The organism is Pseudarthrobacter sp. NS4 (genome assembly GCF_024758005.1).
Taxonomy (GTDB): domain Bacteria; phylum Actinomycetota; class Actinomycetes; order Actinomycetales; family Micrococcaceae; genus Arthrobacter.
The window spans coordinates 2,195,430-2,211,493 of record NZ_CP103288.1; the positions used below are offsets into that span (position 1 = coordinate 2,195,430).

16 protein-coding genes are annotated in these 16,064 nt (G+C 63.9%); 15 read left to right on the forward strand and 1 reads right to left on the reverse strand.

Annotated features, from left to right (window positions below; all coding sequences use genetic code 11):
- Positions 1–27 precede the first annotated feature (27 nt).
- Positions 28–933 carry a PAC2 family protein gene (locus NXY83_RS10320; protein WP_258806018.1) on the reverse strand — a complete coding sequence of 302 codons (906 nt, stop codon included), beginning with the start codon at positions 931–933 and terminating at the stop codon, positions 28–30.
- Between the two features lie 150 nt (positions 934–1,083).
- On the opposite strand from NXY83_RS10320, the gene NXY83_RS10325 reads away from it, so the two are divergent.
- The 15 genes from NXY83_RS10325 (at position 1,084) to tatC (ending at position 16,051) form a co-directional block, all read left to right on the forward strand.
- Entirely contained in the window at positions 1,084–1,824 is a 741-nt protein-coding gene (locus NXY83_RS10325; protein WP_258806019.1) for an HAD family hydrolase, read from the forward strand.
- Positions 1,817–2,983: a site-2 protease family protein gene (locus NXY83_RS10330; protein ID WP_258806020.1), complete on the forward strand. Its 1,167-nt coding sequence runs from the start codon at positions 1,817–1,819 to the stop codon at positions 2,981–2,983. Before NXY83_RS10325 ends, NXY83_RS10330 begins: the two co-directional genes overlap by 8 nt.
- A 97-nt stretch (positions 2,984–3,080) precedes the next feature.
- The gene (locus tag NXY83_RS10335; protein ID WP_258806021.1) at positions 3,081–4,145 is read left to right on the forward strand and encodes a tRNA (adenine-N1)-methyltransferase; all 1,065 of its coding nucleotides are present in this window, start codon (positions 3,081–3,083) and stop codon (positions 4,143–4,145) included.
- Positions 4,146–4,226: 81 nt separating this feature from the next.
- The gene (gene arc / locus NXY83_RS10340) at positions 4,227–5,978 is read left to right on the forward strand and encodes a proteasome ATPase (RefSeq protein WP_258806023.1); all 1,752 of its coding nucleotides are present in this window, start codon (positions 4,227–4,229) and stop codon (positions 5,976–5,978) included.
- The gene (gene dop / locus NXY83_RS10345; RefSeq protein ID WP_258806024.1) at positions 5,975–7,648 is read left to right on the forward strand and encodes a depupylase/deamidase Dop; all 1,674 of its coding nucleotides are present in this window, start codon (positions 5,975–5,977) and stop codon (positions 7,646–7,648) included. Before arc ends, dop begins: the two co-directional genes overlap by 4 nt.
- A gap of 85 nt (positions 7,649–7,733) precedes the next feature.
- Positions 7,734–7,937 (forward strand): ubiquitin-like protein Pup, encoded by a 204-nt coding sequence (locus NXY83_RS10350; RefSeq protein WP_015937113.1) that lies wholly within the window; start codon positions 7,734–7,736, stop codon positions 7,935–7,937.
- Between the two features lie 80 nt (positions 7,938–8,017).
- On the forward strand, positions 8,018–8,839 hold the full coding sequence (gene prcB / locus NXY83_RS10355; protein ID WP_258806025.1) for a proteasome subunit beta: 822 nt from the start codon (positions 8,018–8,020) through the stop codon (positions 8,837–8,839).
- A gap of 1 nt (position 8,840) precedes the next feature.
- Positions 8,841–9,551 (forward strand): proteasome subunit alpha, encoded by a 711-nt coding sequence (prcA, locus tag NXY83_RS10360; protein ID WP_258806026.1) that lies wholly within the window; start codon positions 8,841–8,843, stop codon positions 9,549–9,551.
- A gap of 8 nt (positions 9,552–9,559) precedes the next feature.
- The gene (gene pafA, locus NXY83_RS10365; RefSeq protein WP_258806027.1) at positions 9,560–10,924 is read left to right on the forward strand and encodes a Pup--protein ligase; all 1,365 of its coding nucleotides are present in this window, start codon (positions 9,560–9,562) and stop codon (positions 10,922–10,924) included.
- A 113-nt stretch (positions 10,925–11,037) separates the two neighbouring features.
- Positions 11,038–11,964, forward strand: coding sequence for an FKBP-type peptidyl-prolyl cis-trans isomerase (locus tag NXY83_RS10370; protein ID WP_258806028.1), 927 nt, complete (start codon positions 11,038–11,040; stop codon positions 11,962–11,964).
- A gap of 72 nt (positions 11,965–12,036) precedes the next feature.
- Positions 12,037–12,432 carry an FKBP-type peptidyl-prolyl cis-trans isomerase gene (locus tag NXY83_RS10375; protein ID WP_079596136.1) on the forward strand — a complete coding sequence of 132 codons (396 nt, stop codon included), beginning with the start codon at positions 12,037–12,039 and terminating at the stop codon, positions 12,430–12,432.
- Positions 12,433–12,538: 106 nt separating this feature from the next.
- Complete coding sequence (locus NXY83_RS10380) at positions 12,539–14,545, forward strand: helix-turn-helix transcriptional regulator (RefSeq protein ID WP_258806030.1); 2,007 nt, start codon at positions 12,539–12,541, stop codon at positions 14,543–14,545.
- 10 nt (positions 14,546–14,555) lie between these two features.
- Entirely contained in the window at positions 14,556–14,903 is a 348-nt protein-coding gene (locus NXY83_RS10385; protein WP_258806031.1) for a hypothetical protein, read from the forward strand.
- Between the two features lie 32 nt (positions 14,904–14,935).
- Positions 14,936–15,208, forward strand: a complete 273-nt coding sequence (gene tatA / locus NXY83_RS10390) for a Sec-independent protein translocase subunit TatA (RefSeq protein WP_258806032.1) — start codon at positions 14,936–14,938, stop codon at positions 15,206–15,208.
- Between the two features lie 48 nt (positions 15,209–15,256).
- A complete protein-coding gene (tatC, locus tag NXY83_RS10395) occupies positions 15,257–16,051 on the forward strand; it encodes a twin-arginine translocase subunit TatC (protein WP_258806036.1) in 795 nt (264 codons plus the stop codon).
- The last annotated feature ends 13 nt before the right edge of the window (positions 16,052–16,064 follow it).

Sequence of the window (16,064 nt, forward strand, 5' to 3'; positions counted from 1 at the left end):
ATTACCGCCGGACACGGACAGAACCGGTCAGGGCCTGTCCTGGCCCCGCCGCTTGAGATAGCGCTCAAATTCCCGCGCAATGGACTCGCCGGTGGCTTCGGGCAGGTCAGCGGTGTCCTTGGCTTCTTCCAGCTGCCGGACATACGCCGCGATTTCGGGGTCTTCGGTGGCGAGTTCATCCACGCCCCGCTCCCAGGCGTCCGCTTCCTCCGCCAGTTCGTGGGTGTCCAGCGGGACCTGGAGCAATTCCTCTATACGGTGCAGAAGCGCAAGCTGGGCCTTCGGCGAGGGGGCTTGGGCCACATAGTGCGGAACGGCGGCCCAAAGCGAAACCGTGGGGAGCCCTGCGAGCAGTGCAACCTCGGACAGGACACCCACGATGCCCACAGGGCCTTCATACTGTGAGGCTTCCAGGTTCATGCGTTCCCGCAGCGGGGCGTCGTCGGACGATGTGCTCACGGGAATCGGCCTGCTGTGCGGGACATCGGCAAGCAGCGCCCCGACCAGGACTACATAATCCACATTCAGGGCTTCCGCGTGGACCAGCAGCTCGGCGGTGTAGGCGCGCCATTTATAGGACGGCTCGGTGCCCTGGACGAAGATGACGTCCACGTTGGAGTTGGGTGCACTGGCCTTGTAAATCCTCGTGGAGGGCCATTTGATCTTGCGCTCACCGGCAGCATTCCTGCGGACGGTGGGCCGCGTGAACTGAAAGTCGTAATACTCGTCGGCGTCTATGGATGCGACTTTCTTGCCGCCCCACAGCTTGTTCAGGTACCGCAAGGAATCGCTCGCGGCTTCGCCGGCGTCGTTCCAGCCTTCAAAGGCGGCAAGCATCACTGTTACGCGCTGTCCGTCAGCCACTGGCTGCAGGAACCGTTCCCGCTCGGGTCCGGCACCCGGTTCGGCGGTGTCTCCCTCGAAGCTATTCATTTCTTCACCCTACGTCCAAGGACGTTCCCTGCGCATGGAATGAAGCGCCGCAAAATGCGTGGAAGCCCGCACACGAAGCAGAATTTGACGCCATATTCGCCAAGGGCGTAGCACGCAGGGGCGTCCAGCATGTCCCCGTAGACTTGGGGCATGCGATCGCCAGCTTCCAGTTCCCCACTCAAAGCCGTCCTCTGGGATATGGACGGCACCATCGTGGACACGGAACCCTACTGGATTGCCGCTGAACGGGCCCTCGTGGAGGCACATGGCGGAACGTGGTCGCATGAGCAGGCCATGCAGCTGGTGGGCCAGTCACTCACTTTTTCCGCCGGACTCCTCCAGCAGGCCGGTGTGGAACTGGAGATCCGCCAGATCATCGACACCCTCACGGCAGCAGTTATCAGCAGCATCAAGCAGCAGGTGCCCTGGCGGCCCGGCGCCCGGGAACTGCTGGAAGACCTTCACGTGGCCGGGGTGCGGTGCGCCCTCGTCACCATGTCCGAGGGTCCGCTCGCACGGCAGGTGGTGGACAGCCTTCCCCGTCCATACTTCGAAGTGCTCGTAACCGGAGATACCGTCTCCCAGGGAAAGCCACACCCCGAGGCGTACCTGACAGCCGTGGAACGGCTGCAGGAGGCCGATCCTGACCTGGCTATCCAGCACTGCGTCGCCCTCGAAGACTCCGCGCCTGGCGTCGCGGCGGCTGTAGCGTCCGGGGTTGCCACGGTGGCAATACCGCACATCGTCCCGCTGCCCCAGGACAACCGCTATACGGTCTGGGAATCACTGGCCGGCCGCTCCCTCTCCGACCTTGACGCCCTGCTCCGGGCGCGCCCGGCTTCCGCTGCCCCGGCAGGGGCCGCATCCGCTGTCGGGACCGCCCGTGACTGAACCCGGCACTCCTGCCCGCCGCGAAGGCATCCCCCTTGGCAGAATCGCCGGCGTTCCGGTGGTGCTCGCCTACTCATGGTTCATCATTGCCGCTTTCACGGTGATTGTTTACGGACCGGTGCTCGACCGCAGCAATCCCGCCCTCGGCGCCACCGCTTACATCGTCGCTTTCGCCTACGCAGTCCTGCTCCTGATTTCGGTCCTGGTCCACGAACTCGCCCACGCGCTGACCGCCAGGATCTACGGATGGCCAACCCAGAAAATCGTGCTCAACCTCTGGGGCGGCCACACCCAGTTCGAAAGCTTCACCGCCTCCCCGGGAAGATCGGTGCTGGTGGCATTGGCCGGTCCGGCTGCAAACTTTGTCCTGGCCGGGGGCGCCTGGCTGGTCCTGGGCACGGACAGCCTCGGGAGCGTTGCCGAAATACTCATCAACATCTTTATGTGGGCCAACTTCCTGATCGCTGTTTTCAATGTGCTCCCGGGCCTTCCGCTGGATGGGGGGCGCCTCGTCGAATCCGCGGTGTGGAAGGCCACCGGGAGCCAAGCAAAGGGAACGGTTGCTGCCGGTTGGGGCGGTCGGATCATCGTGATCGCAATCTCCTACTGGTTCATCCTCCGGCCACTCCTGGCCGGCAATGAGCCCGACTTCAGCCTGGTGTTGATCACTGTCCTCGTCGGCGGGTTCCTTTGGATGGGGGCCTCCGCATCCATCCAGCAGGGAACGCTCCGCGCCAGGCTGCCGTTGGTGACGGCGGCGGGCCTTTCGACGCCGGCCGTAGGGCTGCCCTTTACGGCTTCAGTCCAGGACGTCATCCGCCAGGGCGCACCCGGAACAACCTCCGTTGTGGTGTACGGACCGGACGGGCGGCCGCAGGGTGTCGTGGATCCCGCCGCGCTGGCTTCCGTTCCGCCGGACGCAGCAGATTCCACCCCCATCACGGCAGTGGCCTTTGCCCTGGCTCCCGGAGCCCACGTCCCTGAATGGTCGAAAGGACAGGAGCTCATTTCCTTCCTGTCCCAGCTCGAAGGGCGCCACTACGCCGTGGTGGACCACAACGGCAGGGTTACCGGACTGCTGTCCCAGGATGCTGTGGTGGCCGCCATCACAGGAAAGCGGCAGCGGCCCGATAAACGTCCGCAGGGCCAGAACCGGTAGAGTTACCTGCCGGTGTGCATTGCCGCCGCAGAAGCCACAATGTCTGTTAAGGACATACATGCGTTGGCACCACAGGTTTACAGGAGCGAGGAACATCATGAGCAGCGAAACTGCCGTCAATGAAGCCACGGCAGCAGCCCAGGCCGGTGCTGCCGCCGGCAGCTCGCAGCCGGTGGGCGCTGCCCGCCGCCGTGGCCCCTTCCGGGAAGGCGAACGGGTCCAGCTGACCGACGAGCGCGGGCGGATGAACACCATCACCCTCGAACGCGGCGGGGCCTTCCACACCCACCGCGGCTTCCTGAACCACGATGACATCATTGGCAAGGTAGACGGTTCGGTCGTGGTTAACAATGTGGGCCAGCAGTACCAGACCCTGCGCCCGCTGCTCTCAGACTTCGTCCTGTCCATGCCGCGGGGCGCCGCCGTCGTCTATCCAAAGGACGCCGGCCAGATCGTCACCATGGCTGACATCTTCCCTGGCGCGCGCGTCGTTGAGGCCGGCGTTGGCTCGGGCGCCCTCTCGATCTCACTTCTCCGCGCGGTGGGTGACCAGGGCTACCTGCACTCCTTCGAGCGGCGTGAAGAGTTCGCCGATATCGCCCGTGGAAACGTGGAAACGATTTTCGGCGGGCCGCACCCTGCCTGGCAGATCTCCCTGGGTGACTTCCAGGAAGAAGTTGTCCGCAGTGAGGCGCCGGGCTCGGTGGACCGCGTGGTGCTGGACATGCTCGCCCCCTGGGAATGCCTCGACGCCGTGGCCACCGTTCTTGCACCGGGCGGTGTCTGGATCAACTACGTGGCCACCGTCACACAGCTCTCCCGGACAGCAGAGGCCATCCGGGCAGACGGCCGGTTCACGGAACCCGACGCCTGGGAATCCATGGTCCGCGGCTGGCACCTTGAAGGACTTGCTGTCCGGCCCGACCACCGGATGGTGGCCCACACAGGCTTCCTCCTGGTGACCCGCCGGCTGGCCGACGGCGTCACCGGCATCTCGGTGAAGCGGCGCCCGTCGAAGACCGAATTCAATGAAGAGGACGTCAACGCCTGGACGCCCGGAGCCGTGGGGGAGCGGCTCGTGTCGGACAAGAAGCTGCGGCGGGCTGCCCGCGACGCCATCGCCGGGACCAATGTCAGGGACGCTCCGGAGGTCACGAACTAGTCCACATTTCGGGAGTCTCCATCCCTACCTGCCATCTTGGGGCTAATGTCTTAATAGAAGCGCAGGAAGGGGCTGATACAAATGGAGACTCCAAACCAGGACTCCGGACGTACACCGGCAGAGCAGTCTGCCGCCAATGACCTCTCGGTTGCCGACCGCCAGGTCAACATCCTCCGGGACAAGCTCAGGCACATCGACCGCCAGTTGGCTGCGGCAACGCAGAACAACACCAAGCTGGTCAGCATGCTCGAGACCGCGAAGGCCGAGATTCTGCGGCTCAAGAACGCGTTGGACCAGGAAGGGCAGCCGCCGTACAGCTTCGGCACGATCCTTCAGCTGAACCCGAAACGGCAGCCCACTCCGGGCAGCAGCGGGCAGGCGGCCACGGAGGAATCGGCGGACATCTTCAACGCCGGCCGGAAAATGCGGGTGGGCATCAGTCCTCTCGTCAACATCAATCAGCTCGCCGTGGGCCAGGAAGTCCTGCTCAATGAAGCACTGCTCATTGTGGCCGGGCTCGGATATGAGCGCGCCGGCGAATTGGCCACGCTGAAGGAGATGCTCGGCGCAGACCGTGCATTGGTTGTGGGACGGGCCGACGAAGAGCGCGTCGTCCGGCTCTCCGGTGCCCTCCTCCTGGAAAAGCTCCGCGTAGGGGACGCGCTGTCCATTGATTCGCGGACCGGCTACGCCCTGGAAAAGGTGCCCCGGTCCGAGGTGGAAAACCTGGTCCTGGAGGAAGTCCCCGACATCACCTACGAGGACATTGGTGGGCTGGGGCCGCAAATCGAGCAGATCCGCGACGCCGTCGAACTGCCTTTCCTCCACCCGGACCTCTACCGGGAACACGGGCTCAAGGCGCCCAAGGGCATCCTGCTGTACGGCCCTCCGGGCTGTGGCAAGACCCTCATCGCCAAGGCCGTGGCCAATTCACTCGCCGCCCGCGCCGCGGAGCGTTCAGGCAATGTGGACCTCAAGAGCTACTTCCTCAACATCAAGGGCCCCGAACTCCTGGATAAGTATGTCGGGGAAACGGAGCGGCACATCCGGCTGATCTTCTCCCGGGCCAGGGAAAAGGCCTCCGACGGCAGCCCGGTAGTGGTGTTCTTCGACGAGATGGATTCACTGTTCCGCACCCGCGGCACCGGCATTTCTTCCGACGTCGAGACAACCATCGTTCCCCAGCTCCTCAGCGAGATCGATGGCGTGGAGCGGCTCGATAACGTGATCGTAATCGGCGCGTCCAACCGTGAGGACATGATCGACCCCGCGATCCTCCGCCCCGGCCGGCTGGACGTCAAAGTCAAGATCCACCGTCCGGACGCGGAAGCTGCGGCCGACATTTTCAACAAGTACATCACCACGGACCTTCCGTTCCACGAGTCTGACCTGGCGGAGCACGACGGCGATGTCCAGGCGACCGTAGATGCCATGGTCCAGCGGACAGTAGAGGCGATGTACTCGACGGACAAGTCGAACGAGTTCCTGGAAGTCACGTACGCCAACGGCGACACCGAGATGCTGTACTTCAAGGACTTCAACTCCGGCGCCGTGGTCCAGAACGTGGTGGACCGGGCCAAGAAGTACGCCATCAAAGACCTTCTGACCACGCACCAGAAGGGGCTGCGGATAGAGCATCTGCTGCGGGCTGTGGTGGACGAGTTCCGTGAACACGAGGACATGCCCAACACCACCAATCCCGACGACTGGGCCCGTATCTCCGGCAAGAAGGGCGAGCGGATCACCTACATCCGCACCATCGTCCAGGGCAAGGCCGGCCAGGAACCCGGCAAATCGATTGAAACCATGCCCACCACGGGACAGTATCTATGACGGCTGCACCGGAACCCGCCGCCGGGGGCGCGCTCCCGGCCGGCGGGGCCATGCGGGTCATGGGCGCGGAAACGGAGTATGGCATCCATGCTCCGTCCGCCCCTTCGGCCAACGCGACCATGATGAGCGCACGGGTGGTGCAGGCGTACGCCCAGGTCACCAGGCAGCGTGCTGCCGGAGGAGCGGAGACCCGCTGGGACTACACGGATGAAGAGCCGCTGCACGACGCCCGGGGATGGACAGTTGACCGCGGGTCGGCCCACCCCAGCCAGCTGACAGACCAGCCGCCCGTACTCGATGCGGAAGCCGTGGCCCTCGCCTACGGCCGTGAGGAACTCGAACTCGATGGCCAGGACGAGTCCGGCACGCTCCTGATGAACATGGTCCTCGGCAACGGCGCACGGCTGTACGTCGACCATGCCCATCCTGAATACTCAAGCCCCGAGGTGACCAATCCGCGCGATGCCGTCACGTGGGATGCCGCCGGGGATCTGGTGGCGCTGGCAGCGGTCCGGCGGCTGGCGTCTGACCCGGACCTTCCGCACGTGAATCTCTACAAGAACAACACGGACAACAAGTCCGTCTCCTACGGCTCCCACGAGAACTACCTCATGCCACGGTCGGTCCCGTTCGGCGACATCGTGCGGGGCCTGACTCCCTTCTTCGTCACCCGCCAGATCATCTGTGGCGCGGGCCGGCTTGGAATCGGACAGGACAGCTCGGTGCCGGGCTACCAGATCAGCCAGCGTGCAGACTTCTTTGAAGCCGAAGTGGGCCTGGAAACAACCATCCGCAGGCCCATCATCAATACCCGGGACGAGCCGCACGCCACGGCGGACAAGTACCGGCGCCTGCACGTCATCATCGGTGATGCGAACCTCAGCCAGGTGTCCAACTACCTGAAGTTCGGTGCCACAGCCTTGGTCCTTAGCCTCATCGAGGCAGGACTGGCGCCAAAAGTTGAGGTGTACGAACCTGTCCAGGCTCTCCAGGCGGTAAGCCATGACACGTCGCTCACGGCAAAGCTGCGGTTGCTGGACGGCAGGCGGGTCACCGCCCTTGACCTGCAGTGGATGTACCACGAGGCCGCAGCCAAGCTCGCCCAGGACACCGGTGTAGGCGACCCCTTGGACGGCGACGGACACACGCACGATGTCCTGGACCGGTGGGCCACCGTCCTCACCCAGCTGGACAGTGACAGGGCGGCGGCGTCCAGCTCGGTTGAATGGCTCGCCAAGCTCTCCCTTTTGGACGGGTACCGCCAGCGCGACGGACTCGAATGGAACGACGCCCGCCTGGGCCTCGTGGACCTGCAGTGGGCTGACATCCGGCCGGAAAAAGGCCTGTACTACCGGTTCCTGGCCAGGGACAGGATGCAAAGGATTGTCGACGACGCCGCGATCGCTTCCGCGGTGGGTGAACCGCCGCCGGACACACGCGCCTTCTTCAGAGGCAAGTGCATCAGCAGCTTCGGCAAAGACGTGGTGGGCGCGAGCTGGGACTCAGTCATCTTCGACGTGCCCGGGTACGGACGCCTTCAGCGTGTCCCGACGCGGGAGCCACTTCGGGGAACCAAAGCCCTCACCGGAGCGTTATTCCAGCGCTATCGGGAAGCAGGGCCGTTCCTCGCGGAGCTCCTTGGACACAACAACGCTCCGCCTGCGGCATAAACCGCGCCAGACGACCGCTACCGTGGCAGGATGGGGATATCGGAGGATCCGCCGGATCCGATGACTGACAAAGGGAGGGGTAACGATGGCAGGCCAGGAGCAGCAGCAGCCGCAATCACGCGACAGCCAGGTCGACGAAGACATTCCTGAGGCGCCGCCCGCACCGCCGGAAGCCCAGGCTTCGGCATCCACGGAAGGCGTGGACGACCTGCTCGACGAAATCGACGGCGTCCTGGAATCCAACGCTGAAGAATTCGTCCGGGCGTTCGTCCAAAAAGGCGGCCAGTAACCCGGACCGGAGGGTGGCGGAAGCCCCGGACGGCCGGAATCTGTACCTACGTTGAAGTACCACGTTCAAGGAGTGCATGAGTGCAGGAATCAACCGCCAACCAGGTAGCCGCAAACGCCACCTCGTCCTTTACCGAACACCTGCAGCGGGACCGGCCGGAGCTTCTGCCCTTTGACCGGTCTTATCAGGGCGGTGCGTCCGCGGCCGCTCCGCTGCAGGTGCCGCACGCCACCACCATTGTTGCCATGAGCTACGACGGCGGAGTGCTGATGGCCGGGGACCGGCGGGCCACCATGGGCAACGTCATAGCCAGCAGGCACATCGAGAAGGTGTTCCCCGCAGACCGGTTTTCGGTGCTGGGCATCGCAGGAACTGCCGGCATAGCCATTGACCTCACGCGGCTGTTCCAAGTGGAACTCGAGCACTACGAAAAGATCGAAGGCACGCTCCTCAGCCTCGAAGGCAAGGCCAACAGGCTCGGGGCCATGATCCGCGGCAACCTCCCGCTCGCCCTGCAAGGCCTGGCCGTAGTACCCCTTTTCGCCGGTTTCGACAACAGCGCCGGTGTGGGCAGGCTCTTCTCCTACGACGTCACCGGCGGCAGGTACGAGGAACACGAACATCACACGGTAGGGTCCGGGTCCGTCTTCGCCCGGGGAGCCCTGAAAAAACTATGGCGGCCCAATCTCAATGCCGCCGAGGCCCTCTCCGTCGCAGTGGAATCCCTGTACGACGCCGCAGACGACGATTCAGCCACCGGTGGCCCCGACACCGTCCGCCAGCTCTGGCCGGTGGTGTACACAGTAGACAGCTCGGGCGCCCGCCGTGTTCCCGACCCCGAACTCGCGGCTGCCTCAAGGAACGTCATCGAAGCCCGCACCGCTGCCGGACGGGAGGCCTGAGATGACCCAGCAGTTCTATGTCTCGCCCGAGCAGCTGATGAAGGACCGTGCGGATTTCGCGCGGAAAGGCATCGCCCGCGGCAGGTCCGTTGTGGTCATCAGCTGCGCGGACGGCATCGCGCTCGTGGCGGAAAACCCCTCACCCTCCCTGCACAAAATAGGGGAGATCTACGACAAAATCGCCTTCGCCGCCGTCGGAAAGTACAACGAGTTTGAAAGCCTCCGGCAAGCCGGCGTCAGGTACGCGGATGTCCGCGGGTACTCCTACGATCGTGAGGACGTCACCGCCCGGGGCCTGGCCAGCGTTTATGCGCAGAGCCTGGGCGCCGTGTTCACCGCAGAGCAGAAACCGTTCGAGGTGGAACTGGCGGTCGCCGAAGTCGGACCCACCCAGGAAGAGGACCACCTCTACCGGCTGACGTTTGACGGCTCCATCGCCGATGAACACAGCTTCGTGGTCATGGGCGGCCAGGCGGACAAGGTCTCTAAGGCCATCGAGGGTGGCTGGCGCAGCTCCCTCAATTTCTCCGAAGCCGTGCAGCTGGCCATGTCAGGCCTGACCCCCACGGCCGAAACAGATGAACAGGCCAAGGCATTGCCGGCAAGGGCGCTGGAAGTCGCAGTTCTGGACAGGTTGTCCGAGAGTTCCCGCGGATCCCGCCGCGCCTTCCGCCGGTTGAACGACGCGGACATCACTGCACTGCTGGCCTAGGAGGACTCATGGACAAGAGAATTTTCGGGATCGAAACCGAATTCGGGATTTCGTATTCGAGTCCCGACTCCAGGCCTCTTGCTCCCGAGGAGGTGGCCCGGTACCTCTTCCGCAAGGTAGTCAGCTGGGGGCGATCCTCCAACGTGTTCCTTACCAACGGCTCCAGGCTGTACCTGGACGTCGGCTCCCACCCTGAATACGCTACGGCGGAATGTGACGACCTTGCACAGCTGATCGCCCACGACCGTGCCGGGGAGCTGATCCTTGACGACCTCGTGGACGAGGCCCAGGCCCGGCTTGCCGCTGAAGGTTTTAACGGCACCGTATATCTGTTCAAGAACAACACCGATTCCGCCGGAAACTCCTACGGCAGCCACGAGAACTACCTCATTCCACGCCGCGGCGAATTCTCGAGGCTGGCTGAGATCCTGATTCCGTTCCTGGTCACGCGGCAGCTCATCGCCGGCGCCGGCAAGATCCTCAAGACTCCGCATGGGGCCACCTATGCTTTCTCCCAGCGCGCCGACCACATCTGGGAGGGCGTTTCCTCCGCCACCACGCGGTCCCGTCCCATTATCAACACCCGGGACGAGCCGCACGCCGACGCCGAGTTCTACCGCCGCCTGCACGTGATTGTGGGCGACTCGAACATGTCCGAATCCACGGCCCTCATGAAAGTGGGCACCGTCGACCTTGTGCTGCGCATGATCGAAGCCGGTGTCATCATGCGGGACATGCGGATGGAAAACCCCATCCGCAGCATCCGCGAAATCTCGCACGACCTCAGTGGCAGGGCCCTTGTCCGGCTGGCCAACGGGCGCCAGCTCACCGCCCTTGAAATTCAGCAGGAGTACCTGACCAAGGTTACGGCTTTCGTGAAAGAGCATGGTGCGCACAACCCCCACGTTCCGCTGATCCTTGATCTGTGGGAGCGCACGCTTAAGGCCATTGAGAGCGGTGACTCCCGCAGCATCGACACCGAAATTGATTGGGCCATCAAGAAGAAGCTGATGGACAACTACCGCGCGCGCCACGGGCTGGGCCTCGACGCGCCACGGATAGCCCAGCTTGACCTGACGTACCACGACATTTCCCGCGGCCGCGGCCTCTACTATCTGCTGCAGTCCCGTGGTGCCGTGCGGCGGATCGTGGATGACACTGTCATCAAGGATGCCGTTGATGTCCCGCCGCAGACCACACGCGCCAAGCTGCGAGGGGACTTCGTACGCCGTGCCCAGGAACTGGGCCGTGACTACACGGTGGACTGGGTCCACCTGAAGCTAAACGACCGGGCCCACCAGACCATCCTGTGCAAGGATCCCTTCCGCAGCGTCGACGAGCGCGTGGACGCCCTTCTTGACTCTATGGGCTGACACCCAGCTTCAGGGGCTATTCTGGATGAGGTCCTTTATCAGGGCCTGCCGCGATTCTGTCCGCTGCAACGCGGAGCTTCGCATCCACCCTGCCCCTACGAAAGTTCTCTTACGTGCGCCGACTACTAGCAATCCTTCTTCCCGGTCTGCTGCTGCTTACTGCCTGCAGCGGCTCGCCCGCGGAGCCGGAACCCACCAGCCAGTCCGCTGGCGAAACTGCAAAGTTCGACTCCCTCAAACTGACTGACAACGGGGACAAAAAAGCTCCCGGCGTGGAATTCGACAAGCCGCTGGAAGTGGCGGAACCGACAGTCAAGGTTGTCAGCGAGGGCAGCGGGGAGGCCGTGAAGGCGAACCAGATCGCCAACATCTCGATCCTTGCCCTTAACGCCGCCGACGGCTCCACCCTTGAGGATACGTTCCCGAACGATCCCGAACCTCTCGAGCTTGACGAAGAGCTGAAGACCGGCAGCCCCGTCATCTACAACGCCTTTGTAGGTGCGAAGGTTGGCTCCAGCCTCGCGCTGGCCGTGCCCGGACAGGCGGCTACCGCCGGAGCTGAAGCACAGCCCACCCAGTTGCTCGTTATCAAGGTCCTGTCCACCACGGACGTAACGCCGGCCCTCGAAAAGCCCGAAGGCGAGACCGTCACCCCGCCCGCAGGGCTGCCCACGGTCAAGGAAAACAACGGGGTTCCCGAAATCTCGGTTGAAGGCGTCGAAGCTCCCAGCGAACTGGTGTCCCAGGACCTCATCAAGGGCAACGGTGCCACCGTCAAGGAAACCGATACCCTCACCGTCAACTACGTGGGCGTCAACCTTGTGGGCGGCACGAAGTTTGACTCGAGCTTCGACCGTGGCGAGCCCGCGAGCTTCGCTCTGAACCAGGTCATCAAGGGTTGGACCCAGGGCCTCACCGGCAAGGCCGTCGGCTCCCGCGTCCTGCTGGTGATCCCCAAGGACCTTGCATACGGCGAGGCGGGCCAGGGCGAGGCCAAGGGTGACCTGGTGTTCGTAGTGGACATCCTCGGCGCCAAGTAGCAACACTTACAACCAGTCCGCGGGTCCTTCCGCGGGACCCAACAGCAGCACTACCGACACAAAGGAGCAACCATGTCGTTTGGACAGCGGGACTTTGACCGCCAGAAGCCCGAAATCGATTTTCCGGAAGGCGACGTCCCCACCGAACTGGTCATCACAGACCTAATCGAGGGTGACGGCCGCGAGGCCAAGGCAGGGGACACCGTCTCCACCCACTACGTCGGAGTGGCCTGGTCCACCGGTGAGGAATTTGACGCTTCCTGGGGCCGTGGAGCGCCGCTGGACTTCCGCGTGGGCGTGGGCCAGGTAATCCAGGGCTGGGACCAGGGCCTGCTGGGCATGAAGGTGGGCGGCCGCCGCCGCCTGGAAATCCCTTCCGAGCTGGCATATGGCTCCCGCGGCGCGGGCGGAGCGATCAAGCCCAATGAAGCCCTCATCTTCGTAGTGGACCTCGTGGGCGTCCGCTGATCCGGTATCCCGCTGACAGCACGCAGTCAAAGCGCGGCAACATCAGGAACCCTCCTGTGTTGCCGCGCTTTCTGCGTTCCGCCCGGAGTTTAGTAACGTAACCAGAGTGTCCGTATCCCGCACTGAACGACTCCTTAATCTGCTGATCGCGCTCCTGAACACCCGGTATGGCCTGCGCCGCAGTGAATTGCGGGAAAAGGTGTATCACGACACGTCCGGCAATGACGTGGCTTTTGGCCGGATGTTCGAGCGTGACAAGAACGACCTGCGCCAGTTCGGGTTTGACGTGGAAACCCTGACCGACATGGGGTGGAGCGAGGACGACCCCGCCACCACCCGCTACCGCATCGGCAAGGAATCCAACCGCCTTCCGGAGGTCCAGCTCGAACCGGAGGAATGGACGGTGCTCCTCCTGGCCTCCCAGCTCTGGGAGCGCGCTGCCCTCGGCACGGCTGCGCAAAGCGCCCTCCGGAAGCTCCAGGCGTCCGGACGGATGGCGGACGTTGAATTGCCTGCGGGCCTCCAGCCGCGGATCAAGCCTGCCGGGCAGGCCTTTGACGACGTGGTGGCGGCCATGCATGCGCGGCATCCGGTCAGTTTCAGTTACCTTGCCGGCAGCACGGGGAAGGAAGAGTTGCGAACCGTGGAGCCGTGGGGCCTCGGCAGCAGGTTCGGACAGTGGTACCTGGTGGGCTATGACCGCGCCCGGAATGCGCCCAGGCACTTCCGGCTGTCCCGCTTTACCAGTGCCGTGACCACCCTGGACAAGGAGCAGTACTCGCCACCGGCGGACTTCAACATCCGGCAGGAACTGGACCGCCTCCCCGAACTGCCGCTCCGTACCGCCGTCGTGGATGTCAGGGAAGGCCGCCTGCTCGCCCTCCGGCGCCGGGCGCTTGAGCCCTCCGCGCTTGATGCTGCCGCGTATGGCGCTGCCGCGTTGAACCGTGAGGAAGCCGGCTATAACCGGATCAGCCTGCAGTTCCGCGACCCGGAAACCCTTGCCGAGGAACTCGCGTCATATGGGCCCAATGTCCTGGCCGTTTTCCCCGAAGAGCTCGCCGGCGCCGTCCGCCGGAGGCTCAAGGCGGCCGCCGACTTCAGCGCATCACCGCTGCCTGACTACTCGTTTTCGCCGGCGCGGGCGCGCCCGGTCCGCTCCAGGACCTCAGAGGACCAGCTCAAACGCATGCTCCAGTTGGTTCCCTTCCTGGTGCACAACCAGGGCCTGCATATCCAGGACGTAGCCAGGCACTTCGGAGTGACCCGGAAGGAGCTTGAGGACGACCTTCGGATCCTCATTTGCTCCGGACTGCCCGAGGGGTATCCGGATGACCTCCTGGACATCCAGTGGGAAAACGACCATGTTTTCATAACCCAGGACCTGGACCTCAAGAGACCGGTCCGGTTCACCGTGGACGAGGCCTGCGCGCTCCTCACGGGCCTTGAGACCCTGAACGGCCTGCCGGGCATCGCCGAGGGCGGGGCCCTGGAATCAGTGACCCTCAAGCTTCTGGCGGCCGCCGGAGAGGAGGGGCTCAGGGCAGCATCCCTTGCCGGCCCGGAGATGGAGCCAGCCGATGCCGCCGCGCACGCCACTGTGCGGCAAGCGATCGAGTCCCGCTCCCAGCTTCACCTGACATACCTGTCACCGCAGCGGGACAACGTCACAGAACGGGATGTGGATCCACTGCGGCTCTACTCCCTCGATAACACCTGGTACTTCGAGGCGTATTGCCACCTGGTCAACGGACTGCGGAACTTCCGCCTGGACCGCGTCCAGGACGTGCATCCGAACGGGCGGCCCATGGCAGAGGGCAGCACGCCCTCCGAAGGTGTCCCCGCCAAGCTTTTTACACCGAACGACGACGACACCACCGTCACGGTCCAGCTCACCCGGCAGGGGAGGGGGCTGGCGGATGATTATTATGCGGAGCGGACAGCAGAACTTCCCGACGGCGGACTGGTAGCCGACATAAGGTTCGGCCACACCGCATGGCTGCCCATGTTTGTTGCCCAGCACGGCGGTTCCGCCCGCATCCTGGCGCCGGAGCCCTTGGCCGCAGCGTCGCGGGAATGGCTGGAGGCGTCGTTGGCCAGGTACGGCGGCTAGACTTCTCAGCATGCCTTGGTGGTCCTGGATCCTGATATGGGTGGCGCTTGTAGCGCTGTCACTGCTCTTCTATGTCCTCCTGGGCATCCGACTTTTCCGCCAGTTCATGGCGACCGTCAAGGACCTGGGGGCAGCCGGCGACAAGCTCGGGCAGCTGGGCCCCATACAGGAGCACTTTGCACCGGAACAGCCCGGACACGCGCCGCCGGGTTCCGCTGTTTTTGCCTCACCTACCGTCATGCGACATGATTACGAGGCATCCACGTCAGCACGGCGGGAAGAACGCCGCCTTCGGCGGGTTCAACGCAAGACGTACCGGGGCCAGCCGCAGGCGCTCGGGGATCTCGACTTCACATAGAAGTAGGATGTATTGAGAGGAAAGGATTTCCCATGGGAAGACTCTTTGATGGCCCTTGGCCCATCGTCATTATCATCGTTGTTGCATTGCTGCTATTTGCCGCCCCTAAGCTTCCGGCTATGGCGCGCAGCCTCGGCCAGTCGATGCGGATCATAAAGTCCGAGGTCAAGGAAATGAAGAACGACGGCAAAACCGACACCACCGACGCCTCGGGTCCGGTGGAAGGCACCGTCGTGAACCACCCCAAGGCGAAGCCCGGTGAGCCGACAGACGGCACTGACGTTCCGCCGTCGACCCGCGCCTGACCCCCAGTGGCACTATCGCGGGCCCGTAAAGCCAACCCTGAGGGGCGGATGTCCCTGTGGGACCACCTCAAGGAGCTCAAGAACCGGCTGATCAAGTCGGCAATTGGCGTCGTCATTGGCGGCATCGGGGGCTGGATACTTTACGATCCGCTGCTGAAAGCGCTGGCCGATCCGGTCAACCGCATCTCGCAGCAAACCGGGGGACTGTCCGCAATCAACTTCGGCACCATTGCGTCCCCCTTTGACTTCAAGCTGCAGATGTCGCTCCTCATCGGAGCCGTGATATCCAGCCCCATCTGGATCTACCAGCTCTGGGCGTTTATTACCCCCGGCCTCACGTCCAAGGAACGCCGGTACACCCTGGGCTACATGGCCGCCGCTGTCCCGCTGTTCCTCGCCGGAATCTGGATGGGATGGCTCGTGGTACCCCAGGTGGTCCGGGCACTCACCCAGTTCACCCCCGACGGATCTTCGAGCGTCATTGATGCGCGCACCTACATCGAGTTCGTGACCCGAATGGTCCTGGTCCTCGGAATCGCGTTCCTGGTCCCGGTAGTGCTGGTCGGTGTCAATATGGCCGGCGTCATCTCCGGTCAGACCATCCTCAAGTCGTGGCGCATCACCGTCTTCCTGGTCTTCGTCCTGGCCGCCATTGCCGCCCCCGGGGCTGACGCTATATCCATGTTCATGCTGGCAGGACCGCTGCTTGTCCTGTTCTTTGCCGCCATCGGAATCTGCCTCATGAACGACAAGCGCCGCGCCCGCCGGGAAGCTAAACGCGCCGCGGAAACGGAGGCGACAGCAGACGTCGCCACCCCGGGCAGTGAGCTGAAGAACCTCTAAGCTCCCATTAGGC